Origin of the sequence: Tateyamaria omphalii (assembly GCF_014651375.1) — a bacterium.
In the GTDB taxonomy this organism is placed as follows: Bacteria; Pseudomonadota; Alphaproteobacteria; order Rhodobacterales; family Rhodobacteraceae; genus Tateyamaria; species Tateyamaria omphalii.
Map to the genome: position 1 here is coordinate 44148 of NZ_BMWT01000009.1, position 25649 is coordinate 69796.

General features: G+C 61.3%; 29 protein-coding genes. 23 read left to right on the top strand and 6 right to left on the bottom strand.

Going from position 1 to position 25649, the window contains the following annotated elements; all coding sequences use genetic code 11:
• Positions 1-28: 28 nt before the first annotated feature.
• From chlG to IE087_RS21565, 8 genes are all read left to right on the top strand, one after another.
• Complete coding sequence (chlG, locus tag IE087_RS21530; RefSeq protein WP_189371561.1) at positions 29-928, top strand: chlorophyll synthase ChlG; 900 nt, start codon at positions 29-31, stop codon at positions 926-928.
• Positions 925-2181, top strand: a complete 1257-nt coding sequence (locus IE087_RS21535) for a PucC family protein (RefSeq protein WP_189371563.1) — start codon at positions 925-927, stop codon at positions 2179-2181. The genes chlG and IE087_RS21535 overlap by 4 nt, the downstream gene beginning before the upstream one ends.
• Before the next feature lie 4 nt (positions 2182-2185).
• Positions 2186-3364, top strand: a complete 1179-nt coding sequence (locus tag IE087_RS21540) for a geranylgeranyl diphosphate reductase (protein ID WP_189371565.1) — start codon at positions 2186-2188, stop codon at positions 3362-3364.
• Entirely contained in the window at positions 3361-3903 is a 543-nt protein-coding gene (idi, locus tag IE087_RS21545) for an isopentenyl-diphosphate Delta-isomerase (protein ID WP_189371567.1), read from the top strand. Before IE087_RS21540 ends, idi begins: the two co-directional genes overlap by 4 nt.
• Positions 3900-4529 (top strand): LysE family translocator, encoded by a 630-nt coding sequence (locus tag IE087_RS21550; protein WP_189371568.1) that lies wholly within the window; start codon positions 3900-3902, stop codon positions 4527-4529. Before idi ends, IE087_RS21550 begins: the two co-directional genes overlap by 4 nt.
• Positions 4530-4596: 67 nt before the next feature.
• Positions 4597-6132, top strand: coding sequence for a glycerol-3-phosphate dehydrogenase (gene glpD, locus IE087_RS21555; protein WP_229801520.1), 1536 nt, complete (start codon positions 4597-4599; stop codon positions 6130-6132).
• Positions 6129-7601 carry a glycerol kinase GlpK gene (glpK, locus tag IE087_RS21560; protein WP_189371571.1) on the top strand — a complete coding sequence of 491 codons (1473 nt, stop codon included), beginning with the start codon at positions 6129-6131 and terminating at the stop codon, positions 7599-7601. The genes glpD and glpK overlap by 4 nt, the downstream gene beginning before the upstream one ends.
• The gene (locus tag IE087_RS21565; protein ID WP_189371573.1) at positions 7601-8212 is read left to right on the top strand and encodes a cysteine hydrolase family protein; all 612 of its coding nucleotides are present in this window, start codon (positions 7601-7603) and stop codon (positions 8210-8212) included. The genes glpK and IE087_RS21565 overlap by 1 nt, the downstream gene beginning before the upstream one ends.
• Here IE087_RS21565 and IE087_RS21570 read toward each other — a convergent pair.
• Positions 8209-8904, bottom strand: coding sequence for a fumarylacetoacetate hydrolase family protein (locus IE087_RS21570; RefSeq protein ID WP_189371575.1), 696 nt, complete (start codon positions 8902-8904; stop codon positions 8209-8211). The genes IE087_RS21565 and IE087_RS21570 overlap by 4 nt on opposite strands.
• A gap of 155 nt (positions 8905-9059) precedes the next feature.
• Between IE087_RS21570 and IE087_RS21575 the strand changes: the two genes are divergently transcribed.
• The 4 genes from IE087_RS21575 (at position 9060) to IE087_RS23625 (ending at position 11015) form a co-directional block, all read left to right on the top strand.
• Positions 9060-9458, top strand: coding sequence for a rhodanese-like domain-containing protein (locus tag IE087_RS21575; protein ID WP_189371577.1), 399 nt, complete (start codon positions 9060-9062; stop codon positions 9456-9458).
• Positions 9455-10330, top strand: a complete 876-nt coding sequence (locus IE087_RS21580) for an MBL fold metallo-hydrolase (protein WP_189371579.1) — start codon at positions 9455-9457, stop codon at positions 10328-10330. Before IE087_RS21575 ends, IE087_RS21580 begins: the two co-directional genes overlap by 4 nt.
• Positions 10331-10459: 129 nt before the next feature.
• Positions 10460-10633, top strand: coding sequence for a hypothetical protein (locus tag IE087_RS23620; protein ID WP_229801529.1), 174 nt, complete (start codon positions 10460-10462; stop codon positions 10631-10633).
• A gap of 13 nt (positions 10634-10646) precedes the next feature.
• Positions 10647-11015 (top strand): type II toxin-antitoxin system death-on-curing family toxin, encoded by a 369-nt coding sequence (locus tag IE087_RS23625; protein ID WP_268244663.1) that lies wholly within the window; start codon positions 10647-10649, stop codon positions 11013-11015.
• Here the strand turns inward: IE087_RS23625 and panC are convergent, their stop codons facing one another.
• The 3 genes from panC to IE087_RS21600 form a co-directional block, all read right to left on the bottom strand.
• A complete protein-coding gene (gene panC / locus IE087_RS21590) occupies positions 11016-11876 on the bottom strand; it encodes a pantoate--beta-alanine ligase (RefSeq protein WP_189371583.1) in 861 nt (286 codons plus the stop codon).
• The gene (panB, locus tag IE087_RS21595; protein WP_189371585.1) at positions 11873-12706 is read right to left on the bottom strand and encodes a 3-methyl-2-oxobutanoate hydroxymethyltransferase; all 834 of its coding nucleotides are present in this window, start codon (positions 12704-12706) and stop codon (positions 11873-11875) included. The genes panC and panB overlap by 4 nt, the downstream gene beginning before the upstream one ends.
• Before the next feature lie 78 nt (positions 12707-12784).
• Positions 12785-13540: an SDR family oxidoreductase gene (locus IE087_RS21600; RefSeq protein WP_189371587.1), complete on the bottom strand. Its 756-nt coding sequence runs from the start codon at positions 13538-13540 to the stop codon at positions 12785-12787.
• 209 nt (positions 13541-13749) lie between these two features.
• Between IE087_RS21600 and IE087_RS21605 the strand changes: the two genes are divergently transcribed.
• Both IE087_RS21605 and IE087_RS21610 read left to right on the top strand, forming a co-directional pair.
• The gene (locus IE087_RS21605; RefSeq protein WP_229801528.1) at positions 13750-15204 is read left to right on the top strand and encodes an ABC transporter substrate-binding protein; all 1455 of its coding nucleotides are present in this window, start codon (positions 13750-13752) and stop codon (positions 15202-15204) included.
• Entirely contained in the window at positions 15201-15602 is a 402-nt protein-coding gene (locus IE087_RS21610) for a (R)-mandelonitrile lyase (RefSeq protein WP_189371591.1), read from the top strand. The genes IE087_RS21605 and IE087_RS21610 overlap by 4 nt, the downstream gene beginning before the upstream one ends.
• A 62-nt stretch (positions 15603-15664) precedes the next feature.
• Here the strand turns inward: IE087_RS21610 and IE087_RS21615 are convergent, their stop codons facing one another.
• Together IE087_RS21615 and IE087_RS21620 are read right to left on the bottom strand one after the other, a co-directional pair.
• Positions 15665-16759 (bottom strand): acetoin utilization protein AcuC, encoded by a 1095-nt coding sequence (locus tag IE087_RS21615; RefSeq protein ID WP_189371593.1) that lies wholly within the window; start codon positions 16757-16759, stop codon positions 15665-15667.
• A 39-nt stretch (positions 16760-16798) separates the two neighbouring features.
• On the bottom strand, positions 16799-17368 hold the full coding sequence (locus IE087_RS21620) for an NAD(P)H-dependent oxidoreductase (RefSeq protein ID WP_189371595.1): 570 nt from the start codon (positions 17366-17368) through the stop codon (positions 16799-16801).
• Positions 17369-17437: 69 nt separating this feature from the next.
• Here IE087_RS21620 and IE087_RS21625 point away from each other — a divergent pair, with 69 nt between their 5' ends.
• The 9 genes from IE087_RS21625 to IE087_RS21665 are packed head-to-tail and all read left to right on the top strand — an operon-like array spanning position 17438 to position 25641.
• Complete coding sequence (locus tag IE087_RS21625) at positions 17438-18070, top strand: TetR/AcrR family transcriptional regulator (protein WP_189371597.1); 633 nt, start codon at positions 17438-17440, stop codon at positions 18068-18070.
• Between the two features lie 12 nt (positions 18071-18082).
• Positions 18083-19030, top strand: a complete 948-nt coding sequence (locus IE087_RS21630; RefSeq protein WP_189371599.1) for an ABC transporter permease — start codon at positions 18083-18085, stop codon at positions 19028-19030.
• Positions 19027-19842, top strand: a complete 816-nt coding sequence (locus IE087_RS21635) for an ABC transporter permease (RefSeq protein WP_189371601.1) — start codon at positions 19027-19029, stop codon at positions 19840-19842. The genes IE087_RS21630 and IE087_RS21635 overlap by 4 nt, the downstream gene beginning before the upstream one ends.
• Positions 19839-21392, top strand: coding sequence for an ABC transporter ATP-binding protein (locus tag IE087_RS21640; protein ID WP_189371602.1), 1554 nt, complete (start codon positions 19839-19841; stop codon positions 21390-21392). The genes IE087_RS21635 and IE087_RS21640 overlap by 4 nt, the downstream gene beginning before the upstream one ends.
• Positions 21392-21859 carry a GNAT family N-acetyltransferase gene (locus tag IE087_RS21645; RefSeq protein WP_189371604.1) on the top strand — a complete coding sequence of 156 codons (468 nt, stop codon included), beginning with the start codon at positions 21392-21394 and terminating at the stop codon, positions 21857-21859. The genes IE087_RS21640 and IE087_RS21645 overlap by 1 nt, the downstream gene beginning before the upstream one ends.
• A complete protein-coding gene (locus IE087_RS21650; protein WP_189371606.1) occupies positions 21856-23298 on the top strand; it encodes an aldehyde dehydrogenase family protein in 1443 nt (480 codons plus the stop codon). Before IE087_RS21645 ends, IE087_RS21650 begins: the two co-directional genes overlap by 4 nt.
• Positions 23299-23337: 39 nt before the next feature.
• Positions 23338-24054 (top strand): SDR family NAD(P)-dependent oxidoreductase, encoded by a 717-nt coding sequence (locus IE087_RS21655; RefSeq protein WP_189371608.1) that lies wholly within the window; start codon positions 23338-23340, stop codon positions 24052-24054.
• A complete protein-coding gene (locus tag IE087_RS21660; RefSeq protein WP_189371610.1) occupies positions 24054-24911 on the top strand; it encodes an alpha/beta fold hydrolase in 858 nt (285 codons plus the stop codon). Before IE087_RS21655 ends, IE087_RS21660 begins: the two co-directional genes overlap by 1 nt.
• Positions 24901-25641, top strand: a complete 741-nt coding sequence (locus tag IE087_RS21665; protein WP_189371612.1) for an SDR family oxidoreductase — start codon at positions 24901-24903, stop codon at positions 25639-25641. The genes IE087_RS21660 and IE087_RS21665 overlap by 11 nt, the downstream gene beginning before the upstream one ends.
• The last annotated feature ends 8 nt before the right edge of the window (positions 25642-25649 follow it).

A 25649-nucleotide genomic window follows, 5' to 3' on the forward strand; every position in this document is an offset into this window, starting at 1 on the left:
GACTCAAAGTGTCAGCCATAGTTGACACATGGATGTCAGCCACTCTTTACCTGCGCGCCGATTTCCCGAGCCTGCGGCGGCCCTGCGTCTGATCAAACCGATCACGTGGTTTCCGCCGATGTGGGCCTATCTGTGTGGGGTCATCTCGTCCGGCGCATCGCCGGTGGGGCAGTGGTATCTGGTTTTGCTGGGCGTGCTTCTGGCGGGCCCGATCGTATGTGGGATGAGCCAAGCCGCGAATGACTGGTGCGACCGTCACGTGGACGCCATTAACGAACCTGGTCGCCCGATCCCGTCGGGCCGTATCCCGGGGCGGTGGGGGCTTTGGATCGCCTTGGCCATGTCGGCGCTGTCCTTGTTTGTCGGCTGGCAATTGGGACCCTGGGGCTTTGCCGCGACCATAGCTGGCGTGGTGGCTGCGTGGGCCTATTCGGCTGAACCCGTCCGCCTGAAGCGGTCGGGCTGGTGGGGTCCGGGCCTTGTTGGTCTGAGCTATGAAACATTGCCGTGGATCACCGGTGCTGCCGTGCTGAGTGCGGGTGCACCGCGCGGCGAGGTGTTGCTGGTGGCGCTCCTCTACGGGGTGGGCGCGCATGGCATTATGACCCTGAATGATTTCAAGGCACTGGAAGGCGACCGGCAGATGGGGGTCAATTCCCTGCCTGTCACCTTGGGTCCGAGGCGCGCGGCACAGGTGGCCTGCGCCGTGATGGCCGCACCCCAGGCTGTTGTGATTGCGCTGTTGGCCCTTTGGGACCGGCCCGCCCACGCGGCTGGGGTTGCACTGGTGCTGGTGCTACAGTTTTGGGCCATGCGCATCATGTTCCGCGACCCCAAGGCGAAGGCGCCCTGGTACAACGGCACCGGTGTGCTGTTGTATGTGTCCGGTATGATGGTTGCCGCCTTTGCATTGCGGGGGCTGGCATGATCGCCGGTTGGGGCATGTTGGTGCGTCTGTGCCTGGTCAATGCCGCCATCGGTGGGCTGGCCGCGCTGCCTGTGAACCTGTTCAATCGGTTGATGACGGTGGAGCTGGCCTTGCCCGCGCTGCTGCCCGGTCTGCTGGTTGCCCTGCATTACGGTGTGCAACTGACCCGACCTGTCTGGGGTCATCGGTCAGATGTGAAAGGCGGTCGGACTCCCTTCATCCTTGGCGGAATTGCAGTTGTTGCCTTGGGCGTGACCGGTGCGGCGTGGGGCATATTGATTGCCGAGACCTCGGTACCCTTGGCGCTGGCGGTTTGGCTTTTGTCCTATGCCGCGATTGGCCTTGGGATCGGAGCGGCAGGCACATCTTTCCTTGCCTTGCTGGCCTGCGTGACCGGGCCACGAAAAGGGGCAGGGGCGACGCTCGCATGGCTCTTGCTGATCGCGGGCGCCATCTTTGCCTCTGTCGGGACCGGCATTGCGTTGGAGCCTTACAGCCCGGATCGGTTGGTTTGGGTGGTGGCGGCGGTGTGCGCCGTGGCGTTTTTGCTGTGTGTCCTTGCGACGATCGGTGTGGAAAGCCATGCCGAGTTTGAACATACGCCGGATGACACGCCCCTTGTTGTGGCGTTGAAACGCACCTGGGCCGATCCGGTGGCGCGCCGTTTCACGGGATTCGTGTTCCTATCAATACTGGCGTTCTATCTGTCCGAGCTGATTTTTGAGCCCTTTGCCGGGCATGTCCACGGGCTGAGCCCCGAGGACAGCATCAAGCTGTCGGGGGGCAAGGATGGGGCTGCCCTGATGGGGATGATCGCGGCGGGGGTCCTGTCGCATCTGCGGATTGGCAGTTTGCGGTTCTGGGCGGTGACCGGCTGTGTGCTGTCGGCGTTTGGTCTGTTGGGTCTGGGCACCGGTCTGCCGCTGGTCCCGTCCACGGTTGTTCTGGGTCTGGGCAATGGGCTGTTTGTCGTTGGGGCTGTTGGATCGATGATGCAGTTGGCCGCAGCGCATGCGCGCAACACGGGCACCCGCATGGGGGTCTTTGGCGCAGCTCAGGCCATCGCCGCCGGACTGGCGGGTTTGGTGGCGACAGGCATGCTGGACCTGACCCGCCTGATCCTGCTCGATGCCGCGGCTTACGGCACGGTTTTCACATTCGAGGCGGCCCTGTTCCTGTGCGCCGCCCTGGTCGCGTCCCGCGTGATGCGGGCGACAGAGACCACTGATGCAACCTTGGTTCCGGGGGAGTAATACAATGTATGACGTCGTTGTTGTGGGCGGGGGACCGTCCGGGGCCACCGCAGCCGAGGATCTGGTGCGGTCGGGCCATTCCGTTGCCCTGCTGGACCGCGAGGGGCGGATCAAACCCTGTGGCGGGGCGATTCCGCCCCGGCTGATGCAGGACTTTCATATCGGGGAAGAGCAATTGCTGACCAAGGTCACGACAGCCCGCATGATTTCCCCGACGGGTCGCCGCGTCGATATTCCGATTGAGAACGGCTTTGTCGGCATGGTGGATCGCAAGGATTTCGATCCATTCCTGCGCCAGCGCGCCGTTGATGCGGGAGCCGCGTATTTTACCGGTACCTTTGTCCGTATCGACCGACCCGATGGAAGCCCCGTGGTGATCTACCGCGACAAGGAAACGCAGGAGCATCGCGAACTGCCCTGCAAACTGGTGATCGGGGCCGATGGGGCCAAGTCCCGCGTGGGGCAGGCCGAGGTTGAGGGCGCAGACAAGGTGCCGCTTGTCTTTGCCTATCACGAGATCATCAAGGCCCCAGAGGCGACGGATACCTATGATCCGATGCGCTGTGACGTGATCTATGACGGATCCATATCGCCTGATTTCTATGGCTGGGTGTTTCCTCATGGCGGTACAACAAGCGTCGGAATGGGGTCGGAACAGTCATCCGTGAACCTCAAGGAAGCCACGGCGGCACTGCGCGTGGCATCCGGTCTGGACGGGTGCGAGACATTGCGCAAGGAAGGCGCGCCCATTCCGCTGAAGCCGATGGATCGGTGGGACAATGGCAAGGATGTTGTGCTGGCCGGAGACGCGGCTGGTGTCGTTGCCCCATCCTCGGGCGAGGGCATCTATTATGCGATGGTCGGGGGCCGGGTTGCTGCGACGGCTTGTGCGGCGACGCTTGCGTCGGGCCGGGCCAAGGACCTGAAACTGGCGCGCAAGTTGTTCATGCGCGAGCACAAGACCGTGTTCCGGGTTCTGGCGTCGATGCAGAACGCCTATTATCGCAGTGATGATCGGCGCGAACGCTTTGTGTCACTTTGTCACGACATAGATGTGCAGCGTCTGACGTTCGAAGCGTATATGAACAAGAAGCTGGTCAAGGCACACCCGATGGCGCACCTGAAGATTGGGGTCAAAAACCTTGCTCATTTGACCGGTCTGGTGAAGGCGAACCACGTATGACGATCATGATCCCTGCCTGGGTCGACGGCGCGTTGACCCCGGTGGAAAAACTGGAGGCGCATCAGCGCGGGCTGAAGCACAAGGCCGTGTCGGTCTTTGTTGTCCGGGGCACTGAGGTGCTGTTGCAGCAACGCGCGATGGGCAAGTATCACACGCCGGGCCTATGGGCGAACACCTGTTGCACGCATCCCGAATGGGACGAAGCGCCTTCTGTATGCGCAGCCCGCCGCCTGAACGAAGAGTTGGGCGTGACTGGCGTGCCGCTCGAGCATCGCCACCATCTGGAATACCGTGCCGATGTGGGCGATGGGTTGATTGAGCATGAAGTGGTCGAGGTCTATCTGGGTCACGCCCGGGGCGATCTACGCGTTGCGCCGAACCCGGATGAAGTCATGGCGTATGAATGGGTCGACTATCATGACCTGATGGCAATGGTGGCCCGTCATCCAGATCGTTTCACCCCATGGCTGCGGATTTATCTGGCTGAGCACGCTGATACGATCTTTGGCGCCGATCTGGTACAGGCCGCTCGAGTGTGAGTGCCGAGATTTACCTTTTGTACCTCGCGGCTGTTGCGGTGTTCTTTGCAACTCCGCCGGACACAAGCCAGCTTCTTATCATTGCAAATGCGATGAAGCACGGGCTGCCCCGCTCGATCTGGGTGATTGCCGGTGATCTGAGCGCCAATGTGATCCAGATGACGGCCGCCGCGTTTGGTCTTGCTGCTGTCATCGCCACGTCAGCCGCGGCCTTTACCGTCGTCAAGTGGTTGGGGGTGGCATATCTGGTCTGGATCGGGCTGCGTATGATGATGTCCCGTGGCGAGGGTGCGCGGGGGCGTGCGGATGCCGCTGCCCATCCTATGCGACTTTTTCGTCTTGGGTTCATAACCTCGATGACAAACCCGTTTGCCGTTGTTTTCTTTGCCGCCCTGTTCCCTCAGTTCATTACCGTTGAAGCGTCGATCCTGCCGCAGCTGGTCATCCTTGGCGCCACCTATCTGATCGTGGACGGGGCCACCCTGCTCTTGTGGGGCTGGGCCGGGGACCGGGTGGCCGCCCGTTTTGCACAGCGATCCATGACGGCCATCAACCGGGTGTGCGGCGGCCTCATGATCGGGGCGGCCGTTCTGTTGGGTCTCAAGGACATCACGCCACAACGTTAACGCTAACGATTGATCACTGCCTACTATGGTTTTAAGAGGACTCCGTACCTATCCGGAGGACGCGGGCGTGTCGGACGACAAAATCTATGATCTGTTTGTGATTGGTGGCGGCATCAATGGCGCCGGGATTGCCCGTGACGCGTCGGGCCGTGGCCTGAGTGTTGCCTTGGCCGAGGCTGGCGATCTGGGGGGTGCAACCTCGTCCGCGTCAACCAAGCTGTTTCATGGTGGTCTGCGTTATCTCGAATTCTTCGAGTTCGGGCTGGTGAAGTCAGCCTTGAAAGAGCGCGAGGTGCTGCTCAAGGCGATGCCGCATATCAGCTGGCCCATGCGTTTTGTCCTGCCCTACGCCCCCGACATGCGGTTCGACAGCGACACGCCAACCTCGCGTTTGCTGCGTATGACCATGCCTTGGATCGAGAAGGGGCGGCGGCCCGCATGGCTCGTCCGCTTGGGCCTGTTTCTCTATGACAATCTGGGCGGTCGGGAGATCCTGCCGGGCACCAAGACGCTGGACCTGACCACCGCGCCCGAGGGCAAGGACCTGAAGTCACGGTTCAAGATGGCCTATGAATATAGTGATTGCTGGGTCGAGGATTCACGACTGGTCATGCTGAATGCCCGCGATGCCGAAGCGCGGGGTGCCACGATCCTGACCCGCTGTGCGGTCAAACAGGCCACACGGGACGGCGACACGTGGCGGATCGAAACCGAGAAGGAAACCTACCGCGCCAAGGCCCTGGTCAATGCGGGTGGCCCTTGGGTGGCCGACATTCTGACCGGTGTGATGCGGCAAAACTCGCAGCATAACATCCGGCTGGTGCGCGGTTCGCACATCGTGACCAAACGGCTCTATGACCATGACAAGGCGTATTTCTTCCAAGGCACTGATGGGCGGATCATCTTTGCCATTCCCTATGAGCAGGACTTCACCCTGATTGGCACCACTGATGCCGAACATACGGATGCGGACACAAAACCCACGATCACCGATGAAGAACGCGACTACCTGTGCGCCTTCGCCACCGAGTATTTCGAAAAGCCGGTGACGCCCGAAGATGTTGTCTGGACCTATTCCGGTGTGCGCCCTCTCTATGACGATGGCGCATCCTCGGCCACGGCGGCGACGCGGGATTACGTGCTGGCACTGGATGACAACGGCCCACCCGTGCTGAGCGTGTTTGGCGGCAAGATCACCACCTATCGCAAGCTGGCAGAGAAGGCGCTGGCCAAGATGGGATTGGGCGAGGCATGGACCGCTGGTGTGGCTTTGCCGGGCGGGGATTTCAAGGTTGCCGAAGTTGGGTCACTGACATCGAAGCTGATGGCCGACTACCCGTTCCTCGACCAGAAATGGGCGGCGCGTTTGATCCGGGCATACGGCACCGAATCGTGGGACGTGCTGGGCGACGGCAAATCGGCAGAGGATCTTGGGCCCTCTTTCGGTGCCACGTTGACCGGTGCCGAACTCAAATGGATGATGACCCGCGAATACGCGGTGGCGGGTGATGATGCATTGTGGCGGCGGACCAAACTTGGTTTGCGCCTGAGCGCGGAAGAGCGCGCTGCCGTAGACGATTGGATGAAGGAAAACGCTGCATGACCCATATTCTTGCCATTGATCAGGGAACGACGTCCTCGCGTGCGATTGTGTTTGACGGGGGCATGCAGCCTGTTGCCTCGGCGCAGGAAGAGTTCACGCAGCATTTCCCGAACAGTGGGTGGGTGGAACACGAACCCGCTGATCTGTGGGCCACTGTGCAATCGACGTGCAAGGCGGCCATGGACAAGGCGGGTCTTGGGGCAGGGGACATAGCTGCCATCGGCATCACCAACCAGCGCGAAACAACCGTGATCTGGGATGCCGAAACAGGTGAGCCTTTGCACAACGCCATTGTCTGGCAGGACCGCCGCACGGCACAGATGTGCGAAGGATTGCGGGCCGACGGGCATGGCGATCAGGTGACTGCGATCACGGGCCTGCTTCTTGACCCATATTTCTCGGCCACCAAGGTGAAGTGGATCCTTGATCAGCATGAAGGATCACGGGATCGGGCCAAGGCGGGCAAGCTGCTGTTTGGCACGGTCGACAGCTTCCTGATCTGGCACATGACGGGCCGCACCGCCCATGTCACGGACGCGACCAATGCCGCGCGCACGATGCTCTATGACATCCACAAGGGCGCCTGGAGCCCCGAGATGTGCGCCATGCTCGACATTCCGATGGAGATGCTGCCCGAGGTGCGCGATTGCGCATCTAACTTTGGCGTGACGGATTTGCTGGGTGGCGAGACGCCGATTTATGGCGTGGCGGGCGACCAGCAGGCGGCGACAATCGGACAGGCCTGTTTCGAGCCGGGGATGCTGAAATCGACCTATGGCACGGGCTGCTTTGCGCTGCTGAACACGGGCGATGCGCCGGTGACATCGAACAACCGTTTGCTAACCACCGTGGCCTATCAGCTGGGTGGCAAGCCGACCTACGCGCTGGAAGGATCGATCTTTATCGCCGGCGCCGTGGTGCAGTGGCTGCGTGACGGGTTGGGCATCATTGCCAGTGCAGCCGAAACTCAGGCGCTGGCCGAGAAGGGCAGCGGGAACGTAACGCTGGTGCCGGCCTTCACCGGTCTGGGTGCCCCGTATTGGAACCCGGATTGCCGCGGGGCCACCTTTGGCCTGACCCGGGATACGGGGCCTGCCGACATGGCGCGCGCGGCATTGGAGAGCATCGGCTTCCAGACCCGCGATCTTTGGGAAGCGATGCGTGCGGACTGGCCGGATGCCGGCGATGCCGTCCTGCGCGTTGACGGTGGGCTGAGCGCCAATGATTGGGCAATGCAGTTCCTGTCGGATATGCTGGGGGCGCCCGTGGATCGCCCGGCTGGGGTTGAAACAACCGCTTTAGGCGCTGCGTGGTTGGCTGGAATGCGGGCCGGGATTTACCCTGATACCGAAGGTTTCGCTGCGACTTGGGCACGCGAAGCCCGTTTTGATCCTGCGATGTCTGAAGGTGACCGCGAAGCGGGATATGCGCGCTGGAAACGTGCCATCGACGCGACACAGGCTGTTTGATGGCAAATACGAGCAAGACGCGGCGGGCCTTGATCGAAGGGCGTGCGGCTTTGATCGTTATCGACATTCAGACGAGTACCTTCATTGACGACATTGAAGTCCGGTCGATCGATAACATGCCTGGCTATAAGGACCGGATGCTGGCGGCCCGCACGGCCATTGATGCGGCCCGTGCTGCCGGAGTGCCGGTCATCTTCATCCAGGAAGTTCACCACCCCTCGATGGTTGATTTTGGTCGGGAGTTGGATGGGGACGAAGACGTACATTGCCTCGAAGACAACCCGGCCACAGCCCTTGCGGTGAAGGAAATGGATGTTCGGTCGGATGACTACGTGATCCGGAAACGGCGCTATTCAGCCTTTTTCGGAACGGATTTCGAGATCCTGCTCAAAGGGCTCAAGGTCGACACTTTGCTGTTGGTCGGTGGGCTGACGGATGTCTGTGTGCATTACACATTCGTCGACGGACACCAGCACGACTACTTCTGTCGCGTGATCGAAGACTGTGTTGCCGGATCAAGTCTGGAGGCGCATGAAGCGTCCTTGCGCGCCATGGAGTATCTTCAAACCGGCGCACGCCGCAGTTTAGAAGAAGTGTTGGCCGCGCTTTAGCCTTGCGGCCCGACGGTCACCTCGATCTCCGCGATCCCGTCGACACCGCCGGTCATCACTTCGCCAGTTTTGACAGCACCAACGCCAGCTGGTGTGCCGGTCATGATCAAGTCTCCCGGAGCCAAGGTCACCGCTTGCGACAGGTAAGCCACGTGATCCCGGACAGGCCAGATCAGGTCCGAAATGTCTGCGTCTTGCCTTACTTCTCCGTTCACGGCGAGCCAGATACGTCCCGCACTCACGCTCGGTACATCCGCCAACGGCACAAGCGGCGACATGGGCGCCGAAAAATCGAATGCCTTTGCCCAGTCCCATGGGCGGCCCATTTTCTTGGCTTCGGCCTGTAGATCACGGCGGGTCATGTCGATGCCCACACCGGCGCCCCAGATGTGATCCATGACGGCATCGGTTGGGATGTTTGCACCTCCGGCACCGATGGCGATGACCAGTTCGATCTCGTGATGCAGATCGACCGTCAGTGGCGGATATGGAATGATGCACGGACTGTCGACAACGGCGTCCGCTGGTTTGGTAAAGAAGAACGGTGGCTCACGGTCGGGATCCTTGCCCATCTCGCGCGCATGGGCGGCATAGTTCCGACCCACGCAAAAGATGCGGCGGATCGGGAAGCGGTCGTCTGACCCCGCAACGGCGACAGAAGCCTGCTGTGGAAGCGGTATGACAAAGCCCATGGTGGATCCTTTTCTCTGTACTTCAGGCGACCAGAACAGGAATTGAGCATCCTAGAAGGTCAAAAAATCACATAATCAAGATTACAGGATATACCTGCGGCCTTGCTGTGACAAAATCCTGCTGGCACACTTCTCACACTCAAACGGAGGTGCCAATGGCCCTGAAGACAACTGCCGCCCAAATGGTTGCCGATGCGCGCGCGCGCATCAAAGAAGTTGAAACGGTGGACGCCATCAAGTCAGTGGATGATCCTGAGGTTGTTATCGTCGATATCCGGGACATCCGCGAACGTCAGCGCAGCGGATACATCCCCGGATCGGTCCATGCGCCGCGCGGCATGATCGAGTTCTGGGTCGATCCCGACAGCCTCTATTTCAAGGACGTGTTTGGTCAGGCCGACAAAACATACCTGTTTCATTGCGCCTCGGGCTGGCGATCGGCACTGACCGTTGCCACATTACAGGACATGGGATTTGAGGCAGCACACCTGCGCGAAGGGTTTTCGACCTGGGAAGCGCAAGGCGGCCCCGTCGAAAAGGAGGACACGGCATGACCCCGGATATGAGTTGTCACCCGACAGTCACCCCGTTCTTTGACGAGCGATCGAATACGATTTCATATGTGGTGCAGGAACCAAACGGGCGGGCTTGCGCGGTAATCGATGCAGTCATGGACATTGACTATGCCGCCGGCGCTTTGAACTTCGATGGCGCCGACAAGATCATCGCCCATATCCGCTCTAATGACCTTCAGCTCGACTGGATCATCGAAACCCATGTGCACGCCGATCACCTGTCGGGGGCGCCCTACATCCAGCAGGCTTTGGGCGGCAAGATCGGCATTGGCGCCAAGATCACGGATGTGCAGGACACCTTTGGCAAGGTGTTCAATGAAGGCACCGAGTTCCAGCGCGATGGCTCACAATTTGACGCCTTGTTCGAAAACGGCGACAGCTACGATGTTGGTGCAATGACCTGCTTTGCCATGCACACGCCCGGCCATACCCCGGCCTGCATGGTGCATGTGATGGGCGACGCCGCTTTTGTCGGTGACACGTTGTTCATGCCGGATGGCGGGTCGGCCCGGGCGGATTTCCCGGGCGGGGACGCTGGTCAGCTTTACGACAGCATCATGCGGGTTCTGGCCCTGCCCGATGCGATGCGCCTGTTTATCTGCCACGATTACGGCCCCGGTGGGCGCTCCATCGCGTGGGAAACGACGGTTGCGGAAGAGCGGGACAAGAACATTCACGTGGGCGGCGGCAAGACGCGCGAGGACTTTATCAAGTTTCGAACGGAGCGTGACAAACAGCTTGCCATGCCCAGCCTGATCATCCCTGCGCTGCAGGTGAACATGCGCGCCGGTGAAATCCCGCGTGATGACGAAGGGGACATGGCGCTCAAGGTTCCATTGGGTAAGCTTTGACATTTCTCAACCCTTGAATGCCCGGTATTTTCAAACGTCATCCAAACCACATGGGAACTGTGTGGATTTTGATCCCTTGATATGTTGGCAGGGCATGTGCATTTTCTGGTGCAGAAGGACACCGTAGATATGGCCAAGACAAACAGCGCAACCGTTGCCCGCAGTGCACGCACCGGAAGGTTCACCATCCGTAAGGAAGGCGGGGACACGTCCGAGCACGCCTCGGGCAAGAAGACTCCCAAAGTCGTGCGCAGTTCGATCAGCAAGAACAGGGACGCCCTGCAGCGGCTGGCCAATCGGTAAGCGGCACTATCGTATCAAGCTTGGTGACGTTCTCGAAGCGCACGAGCAATCGCTTGAGGCGTTTGGCGGACTGCCGGGTATCTGCAATCTCGACAGCGTCCTTGGCGCGATTGGCCGTCCCTATCACGGCTATCACCTGCCCATCCACAAGAAGGCCGCAGCCTTGTTGCACGGTTTGGCGACCTCTCATGGGTTCAACGACGCGAACAAGCGCACTGCCTGGCTGACGACCGAAGTGCTGTGCCTGAACAGTGGCTACGATCTAGCCATCCATGCCGGGGATCGGATCGATGACGTGGTGGTCGACGTGGTGACTGGGGTCATGTCGCAATCCGCGCTCGAAGCCTGGTTTCGCGCGCGGCTGTCGAAACTCGAAGACTAGTCACCGCTTGGCGATCATCGGCACATCTATATTGTCGATCAATCGCACCCCGGCCATGTAGGCTGCCGCAAAAAGGCGGGCGGGTTCAGTGGCCTGTTCAATCAGTGTCAGCGTGTCATTTGTCCGCATTTCCAGGTAGTCGATGTCGCCAAATCCGGCTGCCGCAAGCCGCGCCTGTGCATCCGGCAGCAGGTCGGTGATCGTTGCGCCCTGCCCCAGTGCTTCGACCATGGTCTCCATCACATCGTTCAACGCAGCAGCCCGGCTGCGGGCCTGATCGGACAAAAGCAGGTTGCGGGATGACATCGCCAGCCCGTCGATCTCGCGGATGGTCGGGCAGCCCACCACCTCAACCCCCAGATCCAGATCGCGGGCCAGTCGCCGCACCACCTGCAATTGCTGAAAGTCTTTCTCGCCAAAGAACGCCAAATCGGCCGAGGTCTGGGTGAACAGCTTGGTCACCACCGTTGCCACCCCGTCAAAGTGCCCGGGTCGATGCGCGCCGCACAGCACGTTGGTCAGGCCATCGACGCTGATGTTTGTCGCAAACCCGTCCGGGTACATTTGCGGTCCATCAGGGACATAGATCGCATCGACAGCAAAGCGTTCCAGCTTGCGCGCATCCTCGTGTTCTGTGCGCGGATAGTTCTCAAGATCTTCCGGATTGTTGAACTGCTTGGGGTTCACAAAGATCGTGACGATCACCCGGTCCGACATCTCCTTGGCCCGCGCCACAAGGCTCAGATGGCCATCATGCAGCGCGCCCATGGTGGGGACAACGCCAATTGTTTCTTCGGCCCTCTGCCACCCGCGGGTCATCTCGCGCAGCTCGGCCAAGGTGCACACGATTGGTGCTGTCATGTCTTGGCTCCGGGCACTGCGTCGGCAAACACGTGTTCCGGCCCGGGAAAGCGTCGCGCGCGCACATCCTCGGCATAGGCCGCGATGGCGGCTTCGCCATCCACTCCCAATTCCGCATAACGTTTCACGAACTTGGCCTTGAAGGCGGTGAAGAGGCCCAGCATGTCGTCGACAACAAGGATTTGCCCATCGCATCCGGCCGACGCACCAATCCCGATGGTTGGGATATCAACCGCGCCCGTGATGTCGTTGGCAAGATTTTCCGGCACCTTCTCAAGCACGGCGGCAAAGGCACCAGCCTCCGCCACCGCCTTGGCATCCGCCATCAGAGTAGCAGCCGCGTCGCCCCGGCCCTGTACCTTGTAGCCACCCAGCGTGTTGATCGACTGCGGTGTCAGACCGATATGCGCCATGACTGGAATACCGCGCGCAACAAGAAACGCGATGGTGTCGGCCATCGCCACGCCGCCTTCCAGCTTCACAGCGCCTGCCGCTGTCTCGGCCATAAGTCGCGCGGCGTTGCGAAATGCCTGTTCCGGCCCTTCTTCGTAGCTGCCAAAGGGCATATCGATCACCATCATGGCGGATGTCAGACCGCGCGCGACTGCCTTGCCGTGCATCACCATCATGTCCATCGTTACGCCAAGGGTCGAAGGCAGCCCGTGCAGCACCATGCCCACGCTGTCGCCCACGAGGACAAAGTCGCAATGCGCGTCCATCATCTGTGCCATGGGGGTGGTATAAGCCGTCAGGCTGACAATCGGCGTGCCCCCTTTCATGGCCCGGATATCGTCGGGCAAAGGGGCTGTTTTGCGGGCTGTGGCGCTCATGTCCATGTCCTTCGCATAATGTCGTTGCGCGCCCATAGCAGGCCCGGGGCCGCAATGTCACCACCCCGGGCCGTGACGTCACAGCATACGCACGGAGATGCCACCATCTGCGATCAACGGCGCACCGGTGACAAAGGACGCCTCATCAGACAGCAGGAAAAGGGCGGCGCGCGCAATTTCCTCCGGGTCCGCCAGCCGTTTCATCGGGTGCAATCCCGCCACGAAGTCGATGGTGTTAGGGTCGTCACCCGCCATCGCCGTGCGTGTGCCACCGGGCAAAACCGCATTCACCCTGATGCCCTGCCCGGCCCAGTCGATGGCCAGCGATTGGACAAGACCCATCAACCCGGCCTTGGACGCGGCATAGGCCGCCATGCCGGGCATACCACCGTTGCTGACCCCGACAAATGAGCCCGTGAACACCAAAGCGCCGCCACCCCGCTTGACCAGCGCGGGGATTTGGGCGCGGGCCGACAGGAATGCGCTTGTCAGATTGGTCTGGATGACATCGGACCATGTCTGATCCGTCATGTCCGTGACCGGACCCATGTCCCCCACCATGCCTGCATTGTTGAACGCACCATCCAGCCCGCCAAATTGCGCCATGGCCGTATCGACAAGTGCACTGGCAACAGATGGATCACCCACATCTCCGGCAACATAGGCAGCGCGCCCGCCAGAGGCTTCGATTTCGCCTGCAATCTGCCGCAACGTATCGGCCCGTCGGGCACCCAGAACCACGTTTGCGCCTTCCTGCGCAAACAGCCGGGCTGCCGCCGCGCCGATCCCGCTGCTTGCACCGGTTACAATGAACGTCTTGTCCTTCAGTCGCATGTTTTTGCCTTTCGCAGATCTGTGTTCATGCGCCCGCTCTACGCACCTCGTGATGATGCGCCGACCCGTTTCCTGCGCAGGCGTCGGCGCGGCGGCACATCCCGCAAGAAACGGGTCAAAGGCACAGAAGGCTTGCACGGTGCCCGGTTTGCGGGAAAGCTGGGGGAAACCGCACCGATGGGGAGACCGCCATGTTCAACCGACTGATGATGACCACTGCTGCCATCGCCTTTGCCGCGACGGGGGCCTGGGCAAAAACAGACATCACCGTGGCCATGCAATTGGAACCCCCGCACCTTGACCCCACCTCGGCCGCAGCGGGTGCGATTGATCAAGTGTTGTATTCCAACGTGTTCGAGGGTCTGACGCGCTTTATGGGCGATGGGTCGGTTGTGCCGGGCCTGGCGGCAAGCTGGGAAATCTCGGATGACGGGCTGACCTATACGTTTACCCTGCGCGACGACGTTACCTTCCATGACGGCACCGCTATGGACGCCGAAGATGTGAAATTCACCTTCGACCGCATCCTTGCAGAAGACAGCGCCAATGCACAAAAGGCGCTTTATGCGGCCATTGCCTCGGTCGAGGTGGTCGACCCACAAACCGTGCGCATGACGCTGAGCGAGCCCAATGGCAACCTGCTTTTCAACCTTGCGTGGGGCGATGCGGTGATCGTGGCCCCGGAAAGCATCGAGAATATCAAGCAGCAACCCGTGGGCACTGGCCCGTTCAAGTTCGAAAGCTGGACGCAAGGCGACAGCATCCGCATCAGCCAATATGACGGGTATTGGGGTGATGCGCCCGCGCTGACCGAAGCCACGTTCAAATTCATCTCGGACCCAACGGCCGCCTTTGCTGCCGTGATGGCAGAGGATGTGGACGTATTCACCGGCTTCCCCGCGCCCGAGAACCTGCCGCAATTCGAAGCCGATCCACGCTTTCAGGTGCTGGTCGGGTCAACCGAAGGCGAGACGATCCTTTCGACCAACAACGCGCAGCCCCCCTTTGACGATCTGCGTGTGCGGCAGGCCTTAGCCCACGCCATCGACCGTCAAGCCATCATCGACGGGGCCATGTTCGGCTATGGCACCCCGATCGGGACGCACTTTGCGCCGCACAACCCCGCTTACGTCGATCTGACAGGTGGGTCTGCCTTTGATCCTGAAAAGGCCCGCGCCCTTCTGGCCGAGGCCGGGATGGAAGGCGGGTTTGAAACCACGTTGCACCTGCCGCCCCCATCTTACGCCCGTCGTGGGGGCGAGATCATCGCCGCGCAACTGGCCGATGTTGGCATCAAGGCCGAGATCATCAATGTTGAATGGGCGCAATGGCTGGAAACCGTGTTTCGGGGCAAGAATTTCGGCCTGACCATCGTCAGCCATACCGAGCCGATGGACATCGGGATTTACGCCAATCCCGACTACTACTTCCAATACGACAACCCGGCATTCCAGGAACTGATTGGCACGCTGAACAGCACCACGGACCCAGACAAGCGCACGAACCTGATGGCCAAGGCGCAAGAGATGATCGCGAATGATGCGGTCAATGGCTACCTGTTCCAGCTGGCACAGCTGTCGGTTGCCAAGGCCGAGGTGCGGGGTCTTTGGGCAAACCTGCCCACGCAGGCCACAGACCTCACGGGCGTGAGTTGGGCGGAATGATCCTGCACAGGGCGGGCAGCCGCCCAAGCCAGCGCGCGAACCCGAACTATTTCACCGGCGACGTGTGGCAGGATCCGATCATCTCGGCCGAAGCGCCGGCACGGTTGCACGCTTTGTCCGTACACTTCGCGCCCGGTGCCCGAACTGCATGGCACACGCATCCGCTGGGCCAGACGCTTCACGTGACCCAAGGGGCCGGGTTGATCTGTATGCGGGGCGCAGCGCCGCAACCGATCCGCGCCGGTGACACCGTCTGGATTCCGGCAGATGCCGAGCATTGGCATGGTGCCGCGCCGGATACTGCCATGACCCACATCGCCATGCAGGAGATGCAGGACGGATCAGCAGCCACATGGCTGGAGCAGGTCAGCGACGCGGATTACGACGGAGAGGGCTGATGGGGGCCAGCCCCCCGGCCTGCGGCCTCCCCCGCGGTTTGTCTGGCGAAATGAAGGATGGATCAGAGCACAGTGAGGCGCGAGCGTATCTCGTCACGGATGGGTCCATGTCGTGGAGCATCTTGCAGCGACATAAACCAATGCTCTGGCGGGTTCTTGCCGCGCCGGTTTCCGTCAAAGCGCAATGCGCGCAGCACGTCTTCCGCATCGGATGTGACGCGGTCGGGTATGTCATATCCGTTCAACGTGGCCCAAACGCCGGTCCACAGACGCCCGACGGACCATGGGTTGTAACCACCGCCGCCTAGCACCAGCAGGCGCGGGGCCAGGCCCATAAGGCTGCGTACAATTGCCCAATGCGCGTTGTTGGACAACGACAGATGCGCTTGCGGGTCTTCCTCAACCCCATCGGCACCGCATTGAATGACGATTGCATCTGGTCGGAAGGCCTGCACACGCGGCAGGATGATCTGATCCCGGATCAGTGCCATTTCGTCATCGTTGAGATTGCGCGGCACGGGCAGGTTCACCACGGTATCGGTTGCCCCCAGTGTTCCGGTGCGCGGCCATAGCCCATCTTCGTGGACCGATATCATCAACACGTCAGGGTTGTCGCCGAAGGCCACCTCGACCCCGTCGGGGTGATGCGCATCGATATCGACATACGCAATGCGTTGCGCACCATTGCGGCGCAGGGACAGGATCGCCAGCACCGGGTCGTTAAGGTAGCAGAATCCGCCCGCCCGATCCGGCATTGCGTGATGTGTTCCGCCCGCCGGGTGATAGACAACGCCGCCGCCTGCAAGCAACTCTCCGGCCAATAAGGACCCACCCGCGGCCGTAGCTGGACGGCGGTACATCTCGGGAAAAACCGGATTGTTTGAGGTGCCAAGCTGATGGCGCAATCGCACATCCGGGGTGACGGCCTGTGCCCTCTCTGCCGCATGAAGTGCTGCAATGTAGTCGGGCGTGTGCCAGATTTTCAGAGTGTCCGGCTTGGCGCGCGGGCTTGGAACATAGGCATCTCTTGGCAGCCAGCCCATGGCCCGGCTCAGGTCGATCACGGTCGAGACCCGCGGCACCCTCAGCGGGTGCCACGGACCATAGGATGATCCGCGATAAATTTCTGATCCGATAAAGACCGGGCGAGGTAACATCGCTCTTACATAGGCGCCGCGCCATTCAATACGAGGGGGTCAGGCCGCCGCTGCGCCCATTGCTTCTGCCCGATTCAGCCAGTTTGCGATCTTTTCAGGTTTGGCCAGCTTCACTGACCCCAACAATACAACGTTGCGGGGCTTCACACCGACGAACTTCATGACTTGATTGCGCATCACGCGGCGGCCCGGACTGCGGTAAAGCAATGTGTCGACCCATGGTGGGGTGTCGGCGGTGATGATCGCATCACCCGTCCGCCCCTCAAGCAGCTTGTCCCAGCCCAGACCGCGCCCGTGATATTTGTAGGCAAATCCTGATTGCAGCCCCGCATCCATCACCGCCTTGGCCTGTGCAGGCATCGCGCCCCACCAATAAGGGTGCACGATCATCACATGATCTGCCCAGCGGATATTGTCCTGCCATGCCTGTACGTCAGGCGACAGCGGCGCATCTGCGTCATAGCCGGCTTCGATCGACATATCCGACAGATGCATGATCCGAACCTCCGCACCGTTGGCCCGCGCGCCTGTTGCATAGCGTTCCGCCAGAGCGGCGTTCAGCGATCCGGGTTTGGGATGCGCCACCCAGATGAAAATCTTTTTGGTCATGTGAACTCTCCATAGTTTGCTTGACACTGTGTAAATTGACATCGTGTCAACTATGTGCTTCTTGACAGCATGTCAAGTGACCCGATCGATACCCCGACAAAAATCCTGCAGGCCACTCTCAAGCTGCTGGAAGCGCCCGATGCAAAACTGCCAACGATGTCCGACATTGCACGGGCAACGGGGATCAGCCGACAGGCGGTCTATCTGCACTTTCCCAGCCGGACTGACCTGCTGGTGGCCGCAACGCGTTATCAGGACCGGCTGAACAACATCGACACCGGCCTTGCCCCCAGCCGGGGCGCACGGTCTGGCGCTGAACGGCTGGATGCCTTTGTCACCGCGTGGGGCAACTACATCCCCAAGATCTATGGCGTGGCCCGTGCCATCATGGCCGTCACAGACACGGATGCCGAAGCGGCCGCGGCCTGGAACACCCGTATGCAGGACATGCGTGAAGGGTGCTCCGCCGCCATCAAGGCGCTGGCCGAAGATGGCACCCTGCCTCCGGGCACGGATATGGAGCAGGCCACCGACCTGCTATGGACGCTCTTGTCCGTCCGGAATTGGGAGAACCTAACCCAAACATGTGGCTGGTCACAGGACTGCTACGTTGCCACGATCCGGGGGATGGCCATGGCCACGCTTGCCCGCGATCTCGGTGCGCTCACCGACGTGCTTGCCTGCACTGATCCGCCCGCCTAACGTCGCAGCCATATGCTGCGCTACACTCTCAAACGGCTTCTATCCCTATTCATCAGCCTCGCCATTGCGTCGCTGCTGATCTTTGCAGTGATCGAAGTGGCGCCCGGCGATCCGGCATCCTTCATGCTGGGCATCAATGCACAGGAGGACACGCTCGCCGCCCTGCGGGCCGAGCTGGGCCTCGATCAACCGAAATGGCAGCGATACCTGTCCTGGGTCGGGGGCATGGTGCAGGGCGATTTCGGGACGTCCTACCAGTACCGCACGCCAGTGTCCGAGATGATTGCTGACCGGCTTTGGGTATCCTTGCCGCTTGCGCTCTATGCCCTGACCTTGTCCACGATCATCGCCTTCCCGGCAGGCATCTACGCCGCGTCCCGCCGGGGCAAAGCGGGTGATGTGGGTGTCATGGGCGCAACCCAGGTGGGCATCGCCATCCCGAATTTCTGGTTTGCGATGATGCTGGTCCTGATCTTTGCCATCAACCTGCGCTGGTTCAGCGCCGGCGGGTTTGCAGGTTGGGACAAGGGCGTATTCGCAGCCATGAAATCCCTGACCTTGCCCGCCATCGCCCTTGCTTTGCCGCAGGCCGCCATCCTCGCCCGCGTCATGCGCTCATCCCTGCTGGATGTGCTGGACGAAGACTTCATGCGCACGGCCCGCGCCAAGGGGCTGAGCCGTGGGGCCGCCCTGCGCCGCCACGGCTTGCGCAACGCAATGATCCCGGTGCTGACGATCCTCGGCCTGCAATTCTCGTTCCTGCTTGCGGGCGGGATCATTATCGAACAAGTGTTTTACTTGCCGGGCCTCGGGCGGCTTATCTTCCAAAGCATCTCGGCCCGCGACCTGATCGTGGTGGAGAGCGTGACAATGCTGCTTGTCTTTGCGGTGATTGTTGTGAACTTCGTCGTCGATCTGGCCTACGCCGCTGTCGATCCACGGCTGAGGGCCCGCACATGAACCGGTCATTGATCCTTGGCGGGGTACTGTCGGCGCTCATGGTGATCGCGGCCCTGCTGTCCTTTGTCTGGACGCCCTTCGATCATGGCGCGATGAACATTCCCGAAAAACTGCAGACGCCAAACGGGATCCACTGGTTTGGCACCGATCATTTCGGGCGCGATTTGTTTTCGATGATCATGGTGGGCGCCCGCACGTCCATTGCCGTGGCCTGCGTCGCAGTGGGCATCGGCATCGGGCTGGGCGTGCCGCTGGGCCTGTGGGCTGCGGCGCGGCAAGGCGGTTGGGTGGACGAGGTGATCATGCGTGGCAACGACCTGATCTTTGCCTTTCCGTCGCTGGTCATCGCCATTCTGATCACGGCCGTCTTCGGGGCAGGTGCCATTAACGCCATCATCGCCATCGGTATCTTCAATATCCCCGTCTTCGCCCGTGTCACGCGTGGCGGCGCCTTGCCCCTATGGGCGCGCGAATTCATTCTCGCGGCCCGCGTCGCGGGCAAAGGCGCGGCGCGGATCAGCGTCGAACACATCCTGCCCAACATCGCGAACCTGCTTATCGTGCAGGCCACGATCCAGTTCAGCCTTGGTATATTGGCCGAGGCCGCACTGTCCTATGTCGGTCTGGGCGCGCAACCCCCAACCCCCAGCTGGGGCCGGATGCTCGCGGATGCGCAAACGCTGGTCAGTATCGCGCCCCATATGGCACTGGTGCCGGGTATGGCGATCATCCTGACTGTGCTTGGCCTGAACCTTTTGGGGGACGGATTGCGAGATGCGCTTGATCCGAAACTGCGGGTGGCACGGGTATGAGCCTTCTGTCCATCAATGGCCTCTCCTTGTCCATTTCGGGCACACCGATCCTGCATGATGTGTCTCTGTCATTGGCACCCGGAGAGGTTGTCGCCGTCACAGGAGAAAGCGGGTCCGGCAAGTCGATGACGGCCCTGGCCGTGATGCAATTGCTGCCCGCGCGATCCGAGGCCACGGGGGCCATCACTCTCAACGGTCACGAGATGCTGGAGTTGGACGAAACCACGCTTTGCACCCTTCGTGGCGACCTCGCGGGTATGGTGTTTCAAGAGCCGATGACCGCGCTGAACCCGGTGCAGACCATCGGCGCGCAGGTCTCAGAAACCGTGCGCCTCCACCGTCCCGACCTCAACCCGACGACGCGCGCCCGCGAGGTGTTGGACCGCGTCGGCCTCGACACAATTGCGCTCACGCGCTACCCGCACGAGCTGTCCGGCGGGCAGCGCCAGCGCGTTGTCATCGCGACTGCCATCGCCTGCGGACCCAAGCTGTTGATTGCAGACGAACCCACCACGGCGCTTGATGTCACCACGCAGGCGCAGATCCTGACCTTGCTCAAACGCCTTGCGGCAGAGGATGGGATGGGTCTGCTGATGATCACCCACGACCTTGCTGTCGTGGCCGAGATGGCGGACCGGATCGTCGTCATGCGCCATGGTGAAGTGGTCGAGGCGGGCGACACGCCCGCCTTACTGGCCGACCCGCAGCACCCCTATACCCAAGCCCTGCTGGCTGCCTCCAACCACCGCGTCAATCTGCCGGCCGGGGCGGAGCAAGCTCCGCTGTTACGTGTCCAGGACGTCGTGCGCGACTACACCCTGCCCCGCACGCAACTGTTTGTCCCCGCGGGGACACATCGTGCAGTGGACCAGGTGAACTTTGATATCAAGCGTGGCGAAAGGATCGGGCTGGTGGGGGAAAGCGGCTGCGGCAAGTCCACCCTCACGCGCGCCATTCTTGGGCTTGAGCCGGTGCAGGGCGGGTCGATCACGCTTGACGGCACGCCTGTCACCGACCCGTCCGTCAGGCGCAAGATGCAGGTGGTGTTTCAGGACCCTTACGGCAGCTTTAACCCCCGCCATCGCGTCGCCCGTTTGATCACCGAGCCCTTTCACCTGTTGGACAGCCCACCAAGGGATCACGATGACCGCATCGCCTCAGCCCTGACGGATGTCGGCCTGTCCCCAGATGATGCGCAGAAGTACCCCCATCAATTCTCGGGCGGACAGCGGCAACGCCTTGCCATTGCGCGCGCCCTGATCATCCGACCCGAACTGGTGATCTTTGACGAGGCGGTCAGCGCCCTCGATGTCTCCGTCCGCGCCCAGATCCTCGACCTGATTGCGGACCTCTGCCGCCAGTACGATCTGACGTACCTGTTCATCAGCCACGACCTGAGCGTCGTGCGGACGATCACCGACCGGGTGATGGTCATGCAGAAGGGAAAGATCGTTGAACAAGGTGTGACCGAGGCTGTTTTTGCCAATCCGCAACATTCCTACACACGACAACTGATCGATGCCGCTCCAACTCTGCCCGGGGCAGCGTGATGAGTGTTGTGCTCACCCGTTTGTCGCGCGCGGATACGCCGTGGTTACACGCCGTCGTAGCACCCTATTTTGCTGAATTGGTGCCGGGTTTTGGTCCGCTTGAACATGATCGTTTTGACATCTGGTGGAACGATGCGGATCGGGCCGTGTATGCAATTGAGGCTGACCAGAGCAGGGCTGGATTTGCCCTGATCCGCAAATGTGACGACGACCATCATGAAATTTCCGAGTTCTGTGTGCTGCCAAACGCCCGTAGTCGTGGAATTGGGGCGCAGGCGGCAGTCTTGTGCCTCGCTTTGCACTCTGGTCCGTGGCGCATCGGAGTGGCCGCTACCTTGACGGGTACGGCAAGGTTCTGGGACCGGGTGCTGACAACCGCACCCGGGATCAATGGCCTTGAAAAGGGACCGGCGCTGACGCCTTATCAATGCCATAGCTACACCTTCACCTACCGGGACATACAATGACAGACGCGCTTTGGTTCGATCCATCCCTCATGCTGATCGGCGGCACATGGAGCGCTGCCAGTGACACCCTGCCCCTGATCAACCCGTCGGACGGCAGCGATCTGGCTCGGATCGCACGTGGGCAAGCCTCGGATATCGATGCAGCTGTCACGGACGCTCACGCCGCGCGCGACGGCGATTGGGGCCGCATGACGGCCACCGAACGGGGGCGTATCCTGACTGATATCGGGCGCAAAGTGCTGGAGCGGGTCGACGACCTCGCGACGCTCGAAGCGCTGGATGTGGGCAAACCGCTGACACAGGCGCGAGCCGATGCCGTCGCTCTGGCCCGTTACATGGAATTCTACGGTGGGGCCGCCGACAAGGTGATGGGCGACACCATTCCCTATCTGGAAGGCTACACCGTCTATACCCTGCGCGAACCGCACGGGGTGACCGGGCATATCGTGCCGTGGAACTACCCGATGCAGATCATCGGGCGCAGCGTGGGGGCCGCCCTTGCCATGGGCAACGCTTGTGTCCTCAAGCCGGCGGAAGAGGCGTGCCTGACCGCCCTCGCCTTTGCGCATATCGCGGCCGAGGCTGGCCTGCCCGAGGGCGCACTGAACGTGGTGCCGGGTTTGGGGGCCGAGGCGGGCGCAGCGCTGGCGTCTCATCCGGGCGTGCAGCATATCAGCTTCACCGGCTCGGTCCGCACCGGCGCATTGGTCCAGCAGGCTGCAGGGGCAAACGTGGTGCCGGTCACGCTGGAACTGGGCGGCAAATCTCCGCAACTGGTGTTCGACGATGCCGATCTGGATGCCGCTTTACCCTTCCTCGTGAATGCGGGAGTCCAGAACGCAGGACAGACCTGTTCCGCCTCGTCCCGCATCCTTGTGCAGCGCGGAGTTTACGAGGAGGTACGCAGCCGTATGTCTTCTGCCTACGCCACCCTCAGCGTTGGCCCCGCGCTCGATGACCTCCGCATCGGCCCTCTAATCTCGGCTCGTCAGAAACAGATTGTCGAAGGGTTCCTCGCGCAAGGTGCCAACCTCACCATAGCGGCCCAAGGACGCCTGCAAAACGCACCCGAGAGCGGCGCATATGTCCTCCCCACCCTTTTTGACAACGTGCCCCCAGATCACAGGCTTGCCCGCGATGAAATCTTTGGCCCGGTCCAAGTGCTGATCCCCTTCGACACCGAAGAAGACGCTCTGCGCATCGCCAACAGCACAGATTACGGCCTTGTCGCCAGTGTCTGGACACGCGACGGCGCCCGTCAGATGCGGCTGGCCAAGGCGCTGCGCTCCGGTCAGATTTTCATCAACAATTACGGCGCTGGGGGCGGCGTTGAACTGCCATTCGGTGGCATCGGCAAATCCGGCCACGGGCGGGAAAAGGGGTTCGAGGCGCTCTATGGCTTCTCAACCCTGAAAACCGTGGCAGCACACCACGGCTGAAACCGGCGCGCACCGCCAGGCAATCGGAAAGGACATGTCATGATCTTCGAAAACCGCTTTCAGGGCCGCAAAGCTGTCATCACCGGCGGGGCTGCCGGGCTGGGCCACGGCATTGCAAGCCGGATTAAAGCCGAAGGCGGCACGGTCGAGATCTGGGACATCAATGCCGATGCCCTTGCGGCGTTGGACATGGACAGTCGCCAAATTGACGTAACGGATCCCGACGCCGTCGCACTTGCTATGCAAGAGGCGGCTCCGGACATCCTCGTCTGCTCTGCTGGGATCACTGGGCCCAACACCACCACGTGGGACTACCCCGTCGACGACTGGCTGAAGGTCCATGACCTGAACCTGAACGCTGTCTTCTACTGCAACCGCGCTGCTGCCCCGATCATGCGGACCAAGGGATGGGGCAGGATCATCAACATCGCCTCGATCGCGGGAAAGGAAGGGAACCCGAACGCCCCTGCCTACTCGGCCTCAAAGGCGGGCGTCATCGGCCTGACCAAATCACTGGGCAAGGAACTGGCAACCAGCGGCGTGACCTGCAACGCCATCGCCCCGGCAGCGGTGCGTACGGCCATCTTCGACCAGATGACGCAAGAGCATATCGACTTCATGCAGTCCAAAATTCCAATGGGCCGCTTCGGCACAGTGGACGAGATTGCATCCATGGCCTGCTGGCTCGCCTCGGACGAGGCCAGCTTCACCACCGGGTTCTGTTTCGACCAATCCGGAGGGAGGGCAACGGCGTAATGCGGATCGAGGTGAACGGCGTCCAGCTTTATGTTGACATCGAGGGCGCAGGCCTTGTCCCCGAAGGGACAAAGATGCGCGACAAACCAACACTCATCGCCCTGCATGGCGGGCCGGGGGCGGATCATTCGATTTACAAACCGCATCTGGGCCAACTCGACGACCTGTGCCAGATCGTCTATGTCGATCATCGCGGAAACGGGCGGTCGGACGATGGCGATCCCGAAACATGGACCCTCGCGCAATGGGGCGATGATGTTGCCGGGCTGTGCGATGTGCTGGGGATCGACAAACCCATCATCTATGGCGCGTCCTTTGGCGGCTATGTCGCGCAATCCTTCGCGACGCGGCACCCTGACCGGCTGTCTGGGCTCGTTCTGTCGGTGACGGCAGCCCACGTGGATTTCGAAGCGGTGTTCGACGCGTTCACACGCATCGGCGGCCCCAAGGCTGGCGAGGTCGCGCGCACCTACTGGTCAGACCCCACACCAGAGCGCAGACAAGCCTATTTCGACACCTGCTTTCCGCTCTATTCCGTCAAGGGTCTGGATCAGGACATGGTTGCGCGCATGATCGTCAAGAACCCCGTCGCCATGCACTTCAACGGACCAAAAAACGAGCATGGGCGGTTCGACTTCCGCCCCGAGCTTGCCAATGTGACCTGCCCTGCCCTCGTCATCTCCGGCGACCGGGACCCCATCATGCCCCACCCTTTCGGCGCTGAAGTCGCCCGGCACCTGCCGAATGCCCGCTACCACTTGCTGGACAACGCGGGCCACACGGTCGACTTTGACGCGGCAGAGGCGTTCTATACCCTCATGCGAGATTTCATTGCGGAGGTTTCAGATGCAGCTTGAGGGCAAAACGGCCATCGTCACAGGCGGGGCCAGCGGCTTTGGCGAAGGGATTGCACGCGCTTTTGCCTCCGCAGGAGCGCAGGTCATGGTCGCCGATATCGACGGCGACGGGGCCAAAACTATTGCGCGAGACATTGGCGGGACCGCTTTCGAAGTCGATGTATCCAATGGCGCATCCGTGCAAGCCCTTGCCGACCAAGCACTCAAGACGTTCGACCAGCTCGATATCCTCGTGAACAACGCAGGTATAACCCACCTGCCGCAAGCGCTTGAGGATGTGACCGAAGAGGATTTCGACCGCGTGCTGGCCGTCAACGCCAAGTCCGTCTACCTCACCGCTCGTAGCCTCGTGCCTCATTTCAAGGAACGGCAGACCGGCGCGATCCTCAACGTGGCCTCCACCGCGGGCGTCAGCCCCCGGCCCCGGTTGAACTGGTACAACGCCTCCAAGGGCTGGATGATCACGGCAACCAAGGCAATGGCAGTCGAGCTTGCGCCTCACGGCGTGCGCGTGAACGCGATCAACCCCGTGGCGGGCGAAACACCCCTGCTCAAATCATTCATGGGCGTGGACACACCCGAAACCCGCGCCAAGTTCCTGTCCACGATACCATTGGGCCGGTTTTCAACCCCGCAGGATATGGGGGCCGCTGCCACGTTCCTCTGCTCTGATGCCGCCGCGATGATCACCGGCGTCGCGATGGAAGTCGACGGGGGCCGCTGCATCTGACCCCAGCG

Excerpts from the sequence above, each read along its gene's own strand:
- chlG (WP_189371561.1), top strand. The coding sequence starts at position 29 with ATGGATGTCAGCCACTCTTTACCTGCGCGCCGATTTCCCGAGCCTGCG.
- IE087_RS21535 (WP_189371563.1), top strand. The coding sequence starts at position 925 with ATGATCGCCGGTTGGGGCATGTTGGTGCGTCTGTGCCTGGTCAATGCC.
- IE087_RS21540 (WP_189371565.1), top strand. The coding sequence starts at position 2,186 with ATGTATGACGTCGTTGTTGTGGGCGGGGGACCGTCCGGGGCCACCGCA.
- idi (WP_189371567.1), top strand. The coding sequence starts at position 3,361 with ATGACGATCATGATCCCTGCCTGGGTCGACGGCGCGTTGACCCCGGTG.
- glpK (WP_189371571.1), top strand. The coding sequence starts at position 6,129 with ATGACCCATATTCTTGCCATTGATCAGGGAACGACGTCCTCGCGTGCG.
- IE087_RS21565 (WP_189371573.1), top strand. The coding sequence starts at position 7,601 with ATGGCAAATACGAGCAAGACGCGGCGGGCCTTGATCGAAGGGCGTGCG.
- IE087_RS21570 (WP_189371575.1), bottom strand. The coding sequence starts at position 8,904 with ATGGGCTTTGTCATACCGCTTCCACAGCAGGCTTCTGTCGCCGTTGCG.
- IE087_RS21575 (WP_189371577.1), top strand. The coding sequence starts at position 9,060 with ATGGCCCTGAAGACAACTGCCGCCCAAATGGTTGCCGATGCGCGCGCG.
- IE087_RS21580 (WP_189371579.1), top strand. The coding sequence starts at position 9,455 with ATGACCCCGGATATGAGTTGTCACCCGACAGTCACCCCGTTCTTTGAC.
- IE087_RS23620 (WP_229801529.1), top strand. The coding sequence starts at position 10,460 with ATGGCCAAGACAAACAGCGCAACCGTTGCCCGCAGTGCACGCACCGGA.
- panC (WP_189371583.1), bottom strand. The coding sequence starts at position 11,876 with ATGACAGCACCAATCGTGTGCACCTTGGCCGAGCTGCGCGAGATGACC.
- panB (WP_189371585.1), bottom strand. The coding sequence starts at position 12,706 with ATGAGCGCCACAGCCCGCAAAACAGCCCCTTTGCCCGACGATATCCGG.
- IE087_RS21600 (WP_189371587.1), bottom strand. The coding sequence starts at position 13,540 with ATGCGACTGAAGGACAAGACGTTCATTGTAACCGGTGCAAGCAGCGGG.
- IE087_RS21605 (WP_229801528.1), top strand. The coding sequence starts at position 13,750 with ATGACCACTGCTGCCATCGCCTTTGCCGCGACGGGGGCCTGGGCAAAA.
- IE087_RS21610 (WP_189371591.1), top strand. The coding sequence starts at position 15,201 with ATGATCCTGCACAGGGCGGGCAGCCGCCCAAGCCAGCGCGCGAACCCG.
- IE087_RS21615 (WP_189371593.1), bottom strand. The coding sequence starts at position 16,759 with ATGTTACCTCGCCCGGTCTTTATCGGATCAGAAATTTATCGCGGATCA.
- IE087_RS21620 (WP_189371595.1), bottom strand. The coding sequence starts at position 17,368 with ATGACCAAAAAGATTTTCATCTGGGTGGCGCATCCCAAACCCGGATCG.
- IE087_RS21625 (WP_189371597.1), top strand. The coding sequence starts at position 17,438 with ATGTCAAGTGACCCGATCGATACCCCGACAAAAATCCTGCAGGCCACT.
- IE087_RS21630 (WP_189371599.1), top strand. The coding sequence starts at position 18,083 with ATGCTGCGCTACACTCTCAAACGGCTTCTATCCCTATTCATCAGCCTC.
- IE087_RS21635 (WP_189371601.1), top strand. The coding sequence starts at position 19,027 with ATGAACCGGTCATTGATCCTTGGCGGGGTACTGTCGGCGCTCATGGTG.
- IE087_RS21640 (WP_189371602.1), top strand. The coding sequence starts at position 19,839 with ATGAGCCTTCTGTCCATCAATGGCCTCTCCTTGTCCATTTCGGGCACA.
- IE087_RS21645 (WP_189371604.1), top strand. The coding sequence starts at position 21,392 with ATGAGTGTTGTGCTCACCCGTTTGTCGCGCGCGGATACGCCGTGGTTA.
- IE087_RS21650 (WP_189371606.1), top strand. The coding sequence starts at position 21,856 with ATGACAGACGCGCTTTGGTTCGATCCATCCCTCATGCTGATCGGCGGC.
- IE087_RS21655 (WP_189371608.1), top strand. The coding sequence starts at position 23,338 with ATGATCTTCGAAAACCGCTTTCAGGGCCGCAAAGCTGTCATCACCGGC.
- IE087_RS21660 (WP_189371610.1), top strand. The coding sequence starts at position 24,054 with ATGCGGATCGAGGTGAACGGCGTCCAGCTTTATGTTGACATCGAGGGC.
- IE087_RS21665 (WP_189371612.1), top strand. The coding sequence starts at position 24,901 with ATGCAGCTTGAGGGCAAAACGGCCATCGTCACAGGCGGGGCCAGCGGC.